Origin of the sequence: Nocardiopsis protaetiae (assembly GCF_045446735.1) — a bacterium.
GTDB lineage: Bacteria > Actinomycetota > Actinomycetes > Streptosporangiales > Streptosporangiaceae > Nocardiopsis > Nocardiopsis protaetiae.
The window spans coordinates 1-12,351 of sequence record NZ_JBJJBV010000205.1; the positions used below are offsets into that span (position 1 = coordinate 1).

General features: G+C 72.6%; 8 protein-coding genes. 5 read left to right on the top strand and 3 right to left on the bottom strand.

Translation table 11 applies throughout. The features are described 5' to 3' along the window. Together ACJOT3_RS25500 and ACJOT3_RS25505 are read left to right on the top strand one after the other, a co-directional pair. The coding region (locus ACJOT3_RS25500) for a transposase (RefSeq protein ID WP_406975641.1) at window positions 1–311 on the top strand (311 nt) is incomplete at its 5' end. A gap of 210 nt (window positions 312–521) precedes the next feature. Continuing rightward, window positions 522–854 carry a hypothetical protein gene (locus ACJOT3_RS25505; RefSeq protein WP_406975642.1) on the top strand — a complete coding sequence of 111 codons (333 nt, stop codon included), beginning with the start codon at window positions 522–524 and terminating at the stop codon, window positions 852–854. A 730-nt stretch (window positions 855–1,584) separates the two neighbouring features. Here ACJOT3_RS25505 and ACJOT3_RS25510 read toward each other — a convergent pair. The 3 genes from ACJOT3_RS25510 to ACJOT3_RS25520 all read right to left on the bottom strand — a co-directional run bounded on the left by ACJOT3_RS25510 (window position 1,585) and on the right by ACJOT3_RS25520 (window position 5,088). After that, complete coding sequence (locus ACJOT3_RS25510; RefSeq protein WP_406975643.1) at window positions 1,585–1,854, bottom strand: DUF6406 domain-containing protein; 270 nt, start codon at window positions 1,852–1,854, stop codon at window positions 1,585–1,587. Between the two features lie 208 nt (window positions 1,855–2,062). Next, the gene (secA2, locus tag ACJOT3_RS25515) at window positions 2,063–4,360 is read right to left on the bottom strand and encodes an accessory Sec system translocase SecA2 (RefSeq protein WP_406975648.1); all 2,298 of its coding nucleotides are present in this window, start codon (window positions 4,358–4,360) and stop codon (window positions 2,063–2,065) included. Between the two features lie 107 nt (window positions 4,361–4,467). Continuing rightward, a complete protein-coding gene (locus tag ACJOT3_RS25520) occupies window positions 4,468–5,088 on the bottom strand; it encodes a GTP-binding protein (protein WP_406975644.1) in 621 nt (206 codons plus the stop codon). Window positions 5,089–5,842: 754 nt separating this feature from the next. On the opposite strand from ACJOT3_RS25520, the gene hisS reads away from it, so the two are divergent. From hisS to ACJOT3_RS25535, 3 genes are all read left to right on the top strand, one after another. Further along, window positions 5,843–7,171 (top strand): histidine--tRNA ligase, encoded by a 1,329-nt coding sequence (hisS, locus tag ACJOT3_RS25525; protein WP_406975645.1) that lies wholly within the window; start codon window positions 5,843–5,845, stop codon window positions 7,169–7,171. A gap of 174 nt (window positions 7,172–7,345) precedes the next feature. Next, window positions 7,346–9,799, top strand: coding sequence for an ATP-binding protein (locus tag ACJOT3_RS25530; protein WP_406975646.1), 2,454 nt, complete (start codon window positions 7,346–7,348; stop codon window positions 9,797–9,799). Window positions 9,800–9,946: 147 nt separating this feature from the next. Beyond that, on the top strand, window positions 9,947–12,351 hold a 2,405-nt coding region (locus ACJOT3_RS25535), incomplete at its 3' end, for an ATP-binding protein (protein WP_406975647.1).

The following is a 12,351-nucleotide window of genomic DNA, read 5'->3' on the forward strand; positions in this document are numbered from 1 at the left end:
CGGCCGGGGACAAGGCCTACTCCTCCCGCGCCAACCGCGCCTACCTGCGCAGGCGCGGCATCAAAGCGGTGATCCCGGAAAAGGCCGACCAGGCGGCCAACCGCAAGAGGAAGGGATCGGCCGGGGGCCGACCGGTCGGCCACGACGCCGAGTTGTACAAGGACCGCAACACCGTGGAGCGCACCATCAACAAGTTCAAGGAATGGCGGGGGCTGGCCACCCGGTACGACAAGACGCCCCAGAGCTACCTCGCGGGCCTTCACCTGCGCGGGGCCCTGTTGTGGTTGCGCAGCCTGCCCGCCACTCCTTGATCCAAACCCAGAACAGGCCCTAGCGCGGCCCCTGACCGCGGCCCCTGACTCGAACCCGCTCCGCGCCCCCTTCCCGGCGGGCTGCCCCTCCCCTTGGGGGCAGCCCGCTCCCCGTGTGCGCCCCCTCCGTGTCGCGACATTGCGCGATGATAGGTATACGCTGAGTCACTAGATGTATTTGCGCATCCACCCGTTGGGGGGAGATCGGCGATGCCGTTCACCAGGCCGACGAAAGGGAGTGCCACCGAGCACGCGCTGCTGCTCCGGTGCCTCGAAGGCATCCGGGAGCGCTCGGCCCGGGCGGTCCCCTGGGAGCCCGACACGGTCGGGATACCGCGGGGCGGCTCCGAGAGCCCGCTGTCCCGGATCAACGACGTGGCCTTCTACGCGAACGCTCGCAACGAGGTGGCGGCCCTGGCGGGGGTGTGCGCGGAACTGCTGCGGCTGCACCGCCCCGACGACGGCGAGGCGGGCGGGTGCGCGGGGTGCGGGCAGGCCTGGCCCTGTCCCACCTTCGAGGAGATCTCCCGACTGCCCGGCTGAGCCGCGGGAGCGTGCGGCCGGGCCGTACGCCGGGCCCCAGGATCGGGCCGGGCCGGAAACGGCCGCCGCCCGCCGGTCCCGGGGCGCGATCCGGTCTCGGCGGGCGACGATCCTCACCGGCCGTCCTCGGCACCCGGTGACCGAACCACCGGATGCCCTCACCGGGCCGGGCATGCCCTGAGCGTAATACTGAAACTCGTTCTATTGCAAGCCCCGCAGGGCGGCCTTCTCCCAGTGGGCGAGCACGTTCCCCACCTTCTGTGGACTGGAACCGGTTATGGGATCCCCGTCCGGACGCGGACAGGGCTGTCCCCTGCGCAGGGAAACCGGGAAATCAGGGGGAGGAGAGGTTCCCCATCAACGGCGGGGAGGCCAGGCCCAGGGGCGGGGGACAGCCCCTGGGACCGACCATGGGGCGGCGGGCGCGGCGGCCCGGGAACCGGGGCGCGCCCTGCCCGAACGACGTTAACGAGGCGGCGGTAACACCGGCACCCTCCATCAGATAACCGGAGCGTCTCGATTCCCCCCGCAGGTGTCCGAAAAGCCCGCGGTGACCTGCGACGACACCGGAGCTCACCGTTACCGGACGCTCACCGGGCGAAAACGCCCCTGGCACGAAAAACCGGGAACCGCCACCACCTGCGACCTTTCCCTGAAAGGTTGCACGGGGTTGCGATTCCCGGCTCAAGCAAACAAGGCGGATCCCGCCGGGTTCCGGCGGGGCGCGTTCTCAACTAATGCGAGTGGCCAGCAGATAAGCGGAAGGGGAGTCCGCGTCGATGATATCGGTGACCTTCCACACCTGGCCGCCGACGCTGAACACGTCGCCCACCCTGACGTCGATCATCGGCGTGGGCCGCCACTCCTTGGGGCCGCCGATCTTGGCGACCGCCCGGCCCTCCTCGTCGATCCAGAACTGACCGCCGCCCACAGGACCGCCGAGGAAGCGGTCGTTGCGTCCGTAACTGATCTTTTCCTGCGCGCCGATTTCGTGGACCACAGCAGTTTCTGTCCCAACCGTCTCGGATTATCTGGAAAACGCAGCCATGTTAACCCGTACCGGCCAATTCCGCATGGCGATTCCACCGTCACAGGGGCTTTTCAGAAGAGTAGCCGACAAAAGTAAGTGCGGGCCGGGACCAAAGTCCCGACCCGCACTGGGAAAAGCAAGGGGGTATGAACCCCTGGTAACACCCGCCCCCGAAGAACTACTTGTTCCCCATGAGCCCCTTGATGCGGCCCGCCACCGCCTCCAGGGCGGAGCTGAACGGGTGGTCGTGGACCATGTACGTCCACGTCATCGACGGGCGCTTGACGCCCACCTCGGAGACGTCCAGGGCGCCGTCCTCGACCTCCAGCTCCTCGAAGCTCTCCGCGGCCCGCGCGCGGGCCCCGTCCAGGAAGCCCTTGAACTGCGGCACCGCGTCGCGGTTGAACTCGTCCAGCGGGTCCCGGCGGCCCAGGAAGCGCAGGTGGATGCCCTCCCGCAGCTCCGCCAGGAACGCGTTGTGGTCGGTCCAGCCGCGGTCCAGGTGGTACAGGGTGATGAGCCGGGCCGCGTCCGCGACCGCCTCCTCGCCCACCTCCTCGACCAGCTCCCCGTGCTTCTCGGGCCGGTCCTTCTTGATGTGCAGGTCGCCCTCGTCGCCGGTGAGGACCAGCTCGCGGTGCTCCAGGACCACGTCCCGCTGCACGTCGATGAGCTGGTTGTAGCGCCAGGTGTTGCGGTGCACCTCCAGCAGCTGCCCCTCGGCGACCCGCTGGGCGTGGTCCACCATCGACAGCCAGGCGGAGTCGGTGATCTCGCCGCGGTCGTCGGTGGAGTAGCCGGAGGTGTCCGACGCGTTGTTGACCACCAGGTCGTCGTCCATGCTGACGAAGAACACCGAGTCGCCCGGGTCGCCCTGGCGCCCGGCGCGGCCGCGCAGCTGGCCGTCCAGGCGGCTGCTGGGGTAGCGGCCGAAGCCCATCACGTACAGGCCCCCGGCCTCGACCACCCGGTCGCGGTCGGCCATGTCGCTGCCGCCCAGGCGGATGTCGGTGCCGCGGCCGGCCATCTGCGTGGAGACCGTGATGGCCCCGTGGGTGCCCGCCTCCGCGATGATGGCGGCCTCGTCGGCGTCGTTCTTGGCGTTGAGGACGACGCACTCCAGGCCGGCCCTGCGCAGCCGGTCGGCCAGCCGCTCGGACTCGGCCACGTCCTGGGTGCCGATGAGGATGGGCCGCCCGGTGGCGTGCACCTCCTCGACCTCCTCGATGAGGGCGTCCTCCTTCTCCTCGCGGGTGGCGAAGAGGTGGGTGCCGTGGTCCTCGCGGACGTTCGGCTTGTTGGAGGGGATGACCGCGACTTCGAGCTCGTAGAACTCGCGCAGCTGGTCGGCCACCGACATGGCGGTACCGGTCATCCCGGCCCGGGTCGGGTAGCGCAGGACCAGCGACTGGACGGTGACGGAGTCCAGCACCTCGCCGGTCTCGCTGACCGCGACCTTCTCCTTGGCCTCGACGGCCGCCTGGAGGCCGTCCGGCCAGCGCTGGAGCAGGGCGATGCGGCCGCGGGACTCGTTGATGATCCGGACCTCGCCGTCGCGCACCACGTAGTGGACGTCGCGCTGGAGCAGCACGTGGGCGTGCAGCGCCAGGTTGACCTGCGGCAGCAGGGAGGACTCCTCCTCCGAGTACAGGTCCACGCCGCCCAGCGCCTTCTCGACCGCGTCGATGCCGTCGTCGGTGAGCTGGACGTTGCGGCCCTCGTCGTCGATCTCGTAGTGCATGCGCGGCTTGAGGGTGCGCACGATGTCGGCCATCTCCACGTCGGCGTCGACCCGCTCGGCCGCGCCGGCCAGCACCAGCGGCACGCGGGCCTCGTCGACGAGCACGGAGTCGGCCTCGTCGATGATGGCGATGTGCGGCTCGGGGACCACCCGGTCCGCGATGTCGGTGACCATGCGGTCGCGCAGCACGTCGAAGCCCAGTTCGCTGACCGGGGCGTAGGTGACGTCGCAGGAGTACGCCTCGCGCCGCTGCCCGGTCGTGGAGTCCTCGGTGATCCACCCGACGGTGACGCCGAGCATGTCGTAGAGCGGCTTCATCCACTCCGCGTCGCGGCGGGCCAGGTAGTCGTTGACGCTCATGACGTGGACGCGCCGGCCGCGCAGGGCGAAGCCCGCGGCGGCCAGGGCGCCGGTCAGGGTCTTGCCCTCACCGGTGGCCATCTCGGCCACGTGCCCGTCCAGCAGGGCCATGACGCCCAGCAGCTGCACGTCGAAGGGGCGCTCGTCGAGGGCGCGCCGGGCCGCCTCGCGGCCCACCGCGCACAGCGACACGAGGTCGTCGCGCCCGTAGGGGAGGTCGCCGGTGCCGAGTTCGATGGCCCTGTCCGTCAGCTCGGTGTCGTCGAGCCCACGCAGACCATCCTCCTCGGCCTCGATAGCCGACAGGAGCTTGGTATAAGGCCGCAGATCCACCGCGCCGGGCTTACCCAGCAGACGGCGCACGCTTTCCGCCATTCGTCCGAACACCACCACAGAGTAACGCCGGACACACCCCTCACAAGACCCCGAACGGGCACGTTCGAGAACCGGCCGCGCGAATCCGGCGGCCGGTCGGGGCGGGATCAGACGACGAGCTGGCGTCCGGTGCGCTGGCGGGCCTCCACCGCCATGGCGTGCTTGACGAGGGTGACCAGCACCCGCACCACGGATCTGCGGTCGCGCGCGTCGCACCGCACGACCGGGACGTCGGGGGTGAGGTCGAGTGCGTCGCGCAGGTCGTCGGCGGTGTACATCGACGCCTCGGGGTCGAACTCGTTGACGGCCACGACGAACGGCAGCCGGTACTGGCGCTCGAAGTAGTCCAGGGCCTGGAAGGTGTCCTCCAGGCGGCGGGTGTCGGCCAGGATCACCGCGCCCAGCGCGCCGCGCACCAGGTCGTCCCACATGAACCAGAAGCGCTGCTGGCCGGGGGTGCCGAACAGGAACAGGGTCAGGTCGGTGTCCAGTGAGATGCGGCCGAAGTCCATGGCGACGGTCGTGGTCTGCTTGTCCGGGGTGTGGGACAGGTCGTCCACACCGGCGCTGGCCGCGGTCACCGCGGCCTCGGTGCGCACCGGCGGGATCTCCGAGACGGCGCCGACGAACGTGGTCTTGCCCACCCCGAAGCCCCCGGCGATGATGATCTTGGTGGACAGCGCGCCGGGTGCTTGAACGTCGTTCGTGGTGTTGGCTGGATCGATCACAGTCACAGTCCTAGCGAGAGTGCCGGGTCCGAAGGGCGGGTGCGGCCCGCACGGCCCGGGCTAGCGAGGGGCACGACGCTCCCGGGTCCGGCCCCCGCGGGCTTCCACGGGTTCCTTCAGCCGACCGCGCGGGGTCGCCGCCCCTGGAACCTAACACCGGACGGCCGTGCCGGAAGGCGTTTTGGGCACAGTCGCCGCGCGGGTCCGCTTTCTCACACCGGAGCAATCCGGATCCCGGGCAGCACGAAGCGCCATCGTGTCCGCCGGGACACCCGATGGCGATCCGTCCCCTCTCGGAAACCGAGAGTGATCAGACAAGCACAGAACTCTACCCCGCGGGACGGACTTTACGACATCGTAAGCGGCCGCTTTCGGCCGCTTCCGGCCGCGCCGATCCCTGTCCGCCGCCGCCCCCGGCGTCTACGGTGGAGGCAGGGCCCCCGCACGATGCAAGCGGTCGCGGAACCGACTCCTGGCACGAGCACCCGACCGCACCGCGGGAGCCGTCGGCGGTGTCCAACGGACGCGCGGCCGGCGAACCGACGTCCCGCTCTTCGGCGTCGGAGCCGTCGTGCCGGACTCCGCCGGAGCCCCACCGGCCCACAACCGTCCACGTGGGCCGGTGGCGGCCGTGCCCGGACCCCTCTTGGTCGTAGGATGGGCGGGTCTCCGTTGTGAAAGCCGCTTTCGAAAGCCGCTTCCGCGTGCCGCGGAGCCGCACATCCACCGACTTCCAGGGAGCCGAGAACTCCGCATGTCCGATCAGCGCGTCGTCCGCCCAGCCCCGATCAGCGGTTTCCCCGAGTGGACCCCCCGGGTCCGGTCCGTGGAGCAGCGCTGGCTGGACCATATCCGCGCCGGATTCGAGTCCTTCGGCTTCGCGTCGGTGGAGACCCCGTCCGTGGAGAACCTGGACGTGCTGACGGCCAAGGGCGAGACCTCCCAGGAGGTCTACACCCTGCACCGCCTCCAGGCCGACCCCGAGGACGACTCCGACGCCAAGCTCGGGCTGCACTTCGACCTGACGGTGCCGTTCGCCCGCTACGTCGCCCAGCACTTCAACGAGCTGACGTTCCCGTTCAAGCGCTACCAGATGCAGCGCGTGTGGCGGGGCGAGCGGCCGCAGGAGGGGCGCTACCGCGAGTTCACCCAGTGCGACATCGACGTCATCAACGTCGACTCCGTGCCGCTGCACTTCGACGCCGAGCTGCCGCGCATCGTGCACCGGGTGCTCAGCGGGCTGGACATCCCGGCCTGGACGCTCAACGTCAACAACCGCAAGGTCCTCCAGGGCTTCTACGAGGGGCTGGGCGTCAAGGACCCGATCGCGGTCATCCGGGCCGTGGACAAGCTCCACAAGATCGGCGACGACGGCGTCCGGGACATCCTCACCGGGGGCGGGCTGACCGTCGAGCAGGCCGACGCCTGCCTGGCGCTGGCGCACATCCGCGGCACGGGCGCGGACGTGCCCGGGAAGGTGCGGGCGCTGGGCGTGTCCTCCCCGCTGCTGGAGGAGGGCCTGGAGGAGCTGTCATTCGTCCTGGACGACCTGGCCGACCTGCCCGAGGGCGCGGTGGTCGCCGACCTGTCGATCGCCCGCGGGCTGGACTACTACACCGGCACGGTCTACGAGGCGTCCTTCGACGACGACCCCGGTTACGGCAGCATCTGCGCCGGCGGCCGCTACGAGGACCTGGCGGGGCAGTTCATCCGCCGCCGGCTGCCGGGCGTGGGCATCTCCATCGGCCTGACCCGGATCTTCGCCAAGCTCGTCGCCGAGGGGCGGATCGAGGGCGGCCGGGTCTGCCCGACCGACGTGATGGTCGTGGTGCCCAGCGCCGAGCGGCGCCGCGACGCCCTGGCCGTGGGCGAGCTGCTGCGCTCGCGCGGGTTCAACACCGAGGTGTTCCACTCCACCGCCAAGGTCGGCAAGCAGATCCAGTACGCCTCCAAGAAGGGCATCCCCTTCGTGTGGTTCCCGCCCTTCGACGCGGACGGCGGCCACGAGGTCAAGGACATGGGCAGCGGCGAGCAGACGGCGGCCGACCCGGCGGCCTGGGCTCCGGGCGACCGCACAGAGTAGCGGGTCCGCGACGCCGACGCGACCGGCATGGGCGGTTTCGGACCGCTCGTGCCGGAAGCGGCCATTCCCGGGACAGGCCGCGGGGGAAAGTGCGACACTGGGTGCGACTGTTCTTCCGCGGCCGCCGGACCCCTCCGGTCCGCGGACCGTTCGGTGTCCTAGTAAATCGAGGCCATGTCTCCCCCTCGCCACAACCTGCCCCTGTCCGCCGGCGAGTTCATCCGCTTCGTCGGCCGTGAACGCGACATCGTCGATCTGGGCCGCCTGCTGGGCACCGCCCGGATGGTCACACTGACCGGGACCGGCGGGATCGGCAAGACCAGACTGGCCCTGCACCTGGCCGAGCGCGTGATGCGCCGGTTCCCCGACGGGGTGCGCTTCGTGGACCTGAGCGAGGCCACCACCGAGGACCAGGTGCTGCGCGCGGTGGCCGGGGTCCTGCAGGCGGTGGAGGACGACAGCCGCACCATGACCGAGGCGGTCATCACCGCCCTGCGCACCCAGAGCCTGCTGCTGTTCCTGGACACCTGCGAGCACGCGGTCGACCCGATCGGGCGGCTGTGCGAGGCGGTGCTGCGCGACTGCCCGCGGGTGCGCGTCCTGGCCACCAGCCGCCAGCCCCTGCACGTCCCCCAGGAGAGCATCTGGCGGGTGCCGCCGCTGTCGCTGCCCGCCCGGCCCACCCCCACCGACCCCTACTCGGCCGACCCGGCCCCGCTGCCGCGGCGCGACGCCCAGCGCTACGAGTCGGTGCGGCTGTTCGTGACGCGGGCGCACGCGGCCCGCGCCGGGTTCGAGATGACCCGGGAGAACTCCGGCCACATCGCCGAGATCTGCCGGCTGCTCGACGGCATGCCGCTGGCCATCGAGCTGGCCGCGGCCCGGGTGCGGGTGCTGTCGGTGCAGCAGATCCTGCGCCGCCTCGACGACCGGTTCCAGCTGCTCACCAGCGACGGCTCCGGCGACCTGCCGCCGCGCCAGCGCACGCTGCGCGCGGTCCTGGAGTGGAGCCACGACCTGCTGAGCGAGTCGGAGCGGGCGCTGCTGCACCGCCTGTCGGTGTTCGGCACCTGGTACCTGGAGGCCGCCGAGGACGTGTGCGCGGGCGACGGGGTGGACACCGCCGAGATCCTGCCGCTGCACTTCTCGCTGCTGGACAAGTCCCTCATCATGGTGGACACCGAGATCGAGGGCACCGCCCACTACCGGCTCACCGAGACGGTGCGCGCCTACGCCGCCGAGCACCTGGCCGCCGAGGGCGGCGAGGACGAGCGCTGGTCCCGGTACCTGGACTTCTGCGTCACCCGCCTGGAGGCGGCGGCCGAGGGCTCGCGCTCCCCGATGGGCTGGTCGGAGCGGCTGGCCCACTTCCGCCTGCTCGACCACCACCGGGAGAACCACGCCCGGGTGGTGCGGTGGGCGCTCTCGCGGGGCCGGGTGGACGAGGCGCTGCGGGTGTGCGTGGCGCTGCGCCCCTACTGGCTGGTGCGCGACCAGGCGGCCGAGGGCGGGCGGATCCTGGAGTCGGTGCTGGCCACCGACCCCGACGGGCAGTCGCCGCAGCTGCGGGCCCGCGCGCTGGCGCTCCAGGCCGAGCTGCGGCTGGACCTGGACGTGGCGCCGCGGGTGTCCACCCTGGCCATGTGCGCCCTGGAGGCGGCGCGGGCCTGCCGGGAGGCGGGGGCGGCGGCCTCGGCGCTGGCCACCATGGCGGCGCTGGCGCTGCGCACCAACGCCCTGGACGAGGGGCGGCGGCACGCCGAACGCGCCCTGGCCTGGGCCGAGCAGGACGGCGACCCGCTCACCGAGACCACCGCCCTGGGCGTCCTGGCCCAGCTGGCCCGGCGGCGCGGGGAGCCGGACCGGGCCGTGGAGCTGCTGCGGCACTGCATCGAGCTGGGCGAGAAGCTGCACGACCGGTGGAGCGTGGCGCGGTGCCTGCACGTGCTGGGATCGATCGCCGCCGAGCAGGACGACTTCGAGCGGGCCGGCGACCTGTTCGCCGAGTCGCTGGCGGTGTTCGAGGAGCTGGGCGCGGCCCCGGCCACCGCGCACTGCTCGCGGGAGCTGGGGCGGCTGTACCTGGCGCAGGGGCTGATCCTGCGGGCGCGCGAGCCGCTGGCCTCCTGCCTGCGGGTGAGCTTCACCTCCGGGCAGCGCATCGCGGTGGCCCGCGCCCTGGAGGCGCTGGGCGAGCTGGCGCTGGCCGAGGAGGAGGCCGAGCGCGCCGCCGCGCTGACGGGTGTGGCCGCCGACCTGCGGACGGCGCTGGACCGGCCCTCCGCGGAGACCGTGCGGCTGCGGTCGGCCGTGGAGCGGCGGGTGGGTCCGGCCCGCACCGCCGACGCCTGGAACGCCTGGCGCTCGCTGCCGCTGGAGCAGGTGCGCGACCGCGCCCTGGCCTTCCCCCGCGTCTCGGACCGCCCGGCCGAGCCCGTCACGCTCACCCCGCGCGAGCGCGAGATCGCCGAACTCGTCGAGCAGGGACTGTCCAACCGGGAGATCGCCGAGCGGCTGACGATCAGTCAGGCGACGGCGGCCCGACATATCGCGAACATCTTCAGAAAACTCTCGATTTCCTCCCGAACCCAGCTGACCGGCTGGGCTTCCGCCCAAGACCGGACATGAAGGGCGCGGCGCGCTCCGGCCGCACTTGCACACCGCGCGCACAAACGCTAAGACAGAGATTCCGACCACCCCCGACGACGTCGTCCCCCTTGCCAGCGACCCCCACCACGGTGAGGACCTCCCCGACCGCCACGACATGTGAAGGCCATGGCATCTTCGACCGCGCCCGCGCGGCACAACCTCCCTCGGCCGGGCACCGGCTTCGTGGGCCGTGAGCGGGATCTGAGCAGCCTGCTGCGCCTGCTGGAGTCGAGCCGTTCGGTGACGCTGTGCGGAACCGAGGGGATCGGCAAGACCAGGCTGGCCCTGCGTGTGGCCGAGCAGTCCACCGCGGCCTTCCCCGACGGGGTGTGGGCCGCCGACCTCACCGACGCGCACACCGAGCTGGAGGTCCACGCCCGGGTGGCGCACGCGGTGGGCGTGGTGGAGGAGCCGGGGCAGCCGCTGGCGACCACCGTGGTCGAGGCGCTGCGCGACCGGCGGCTGCTGCTGGTGCTGGACGCCTGCGGCCACGTGGCGGACGCGGTCACCGGGATCGGCGAGACCCTGCTGTCCGCCTGCCCGGGGGTGTCGATCCTGCTCACCGCGCTGGACCCGGTGCGGCTGTCGGGCGGGACCGTGTGGCGGATGACGCCCATGGCGCTGCCGGTGGCCCCGCGCAACGGCCCGCCGCCCGACCCCATCGACTCCGAGGCGGTGCGGCTGTTCCTGGACCGGGCGCGCATCCGCGACCCGCGCTTCGCGCCCTCCCGGGAGGACCTGGAGACGGCGGCGGTGCTGTGCGACCTGGCCGGCGGGGTGCCGCTGGGCATCGAGGTCCTCGGTGGGAGCGCTCCGGGTACCGGCCCGGACGCGCTGGCCGAGGGGCTGCGCGCCCACCTGGCCTCGCCCGAGTTCCAGCCGGGCCCGGGTCAGGCGGTGGCGCGCAGCGAGGTGCTGCCGATCGTGCTGGACTTCGTCTACCGGAACCTGCCCGAGCCGGAGCGGATCCTGCTGCGGCGGCTGTCGGTGTTCCGCGGCTGGGACCTGGAGTCGGCCGAGCAGGTGTGCGCCGACGGCGCCCTGGCCCGGGAACGGATCCTGGACCTGCTGGCGTCGCTGCTGGACCGGTCGCTGATCACCGTCACCGGCGAGTTCGAGGGGCGGCTGCGGTACCGGCTGCCCGAGGCGGTGCGCGCGTTCGCCGCCGAGCGGCTGGTCGGGGCGGGCGAGGACGGCCTGCTCCGGGAGCGGCTGCTGGACCGGATGACCCGGCTGGCCGAGGAGCTGGGGCTGCGGCTGGAGTCGAGCCGGGCCATGCCCTGGAACGAGCGCGACGCCGGGCGGCGCCGGGTGCTCGCCGAGTACGACACGCTGCGTTCGCTGCTGCGCTGGGCGCACCGGGAGGGCCGGGCGGAGCCGGGGCTGCGGCTGGCGGCGAGCCTGGTGGCGCACTGGGTGAGCCACCACGACTACTCCGAGGGCGCCCACCTCATGGACCTGCTGCTGGACATGGAGGACGCCGAGAAGGCCCCCTCGCGGGCGCGCGCCCTGGTGGGCCGGGCCCAGCTGGCGCGGGTGCGCCGCGACCACGCCCTGGCGCTGGCCCTGGGCGAGGAGGGGCTGCGGCTGTGCCGGGAGTCGGGCGACGAGATGTTCGTGCGCACCGCCCTGAACCTGCTGGCGCTGGTGGAGGTGCGCGAGCGGGTGCCCGACCGGGCGGCGGTGCGGGTGGAGGAGGCCCTGCGGCTGTGCCGGGAGTCCGGTGACCTGTGGGGCGAGGCGATCGCCCTGGGCACCCGGGGCGCGCTGGCCGCCCAGCAGGGCGACCACCAGACCGCCGACCAGCACTACAACGCGGCGCTGACCCTGCTGCGCGGGATCGACCACCGCTGGGGCGTGGGCGTCACCCTCATCGGCCAGGCCCGCGCGGCCGAGCTGGGCGGGGACCTGGTGACGGCGGACCGCTGCTACCGGGAGGCGCTGGACACCCAGCGGATGATCGGCGCCGCGGCCGAGGAGGCCAGGTGCCTGGCCGGGATCGGCCGGGTGGCGTACGCTCAGGGGCGGGTGGAGCAGGCCTGCGACTACCTGAGCGAGGGTCTGCTGCTGAGCCACGCGGCCGGCCAGCGGGCCGAGGTCGGGCGGGCGCTGGTCGCGATCGCCCGGGTCGCCTTCGCCGTGGGGATGCGCGACGCGGCCTGTGGCATCGCCGGAGCGGCCGTGCAGATGCGCGAGCATCTGGGGCTGCCCGCACCCGCGGCGCCCTGGCCGTTCGGCGACGAAGAGAAGACACGACGACGCAAGAAGCGCCTGGTCTCCCTGTGGGAGGCGGGGCGGGGGCTGAGCACCGCCGAGGCGGTGCGCGAGGCCGAGCGCCTGGCCGAGGAGGGGCGCAGGCCGCCCTCCCGGCGCAGCCCGTCCCCGGGGTCGGCGGCGCGGCGGGCGCCCTCCCGGACGTCCCGCCCGGCGCGGACCCCGGCGGCCCCGCCGCCGCCCCCGCCGCGGACGCCGCCGCAGGAGCGGCTGACCCGGCGCGAGCTGGAGGTGGCCCGGCTGGTGAGCAGGGGGCG

What these genes read in the sequence shown, in the direction of transcription:
- hisS (WP_406975645.1), top strand. Translation starts at nt 5,843, where the DNA reads ATGTCCGATCAGCGCGTCGTCCGCCCAGCCCCGATCAGCGGTTTCCCC.
- secA2 (WP_406975648.1), bottom strand. Translation starts at nt 4,360, where the DNA reads ATGGCGGAAAGCGTGCGCCGTCTGCTGGGTAAGCCCGGCGCGGTGGAT.
- ACJOT3_RS25530 (WP_406975646.1), top strand. Translation starts at nt 7,346, where the DNA reads ATGTCTCCCCCTCGCCACAACCTGCCCCTGTCCGCCGGCGAGTTCATC.
- ACJOT3_RS25505 (WP_406975642.1), top strand. Translation starts at nt 522, where the DNA reads ATGCCGTTCACCAGGCCGACGAAAGGGAGTGCCACCGAGCACGCGCTG.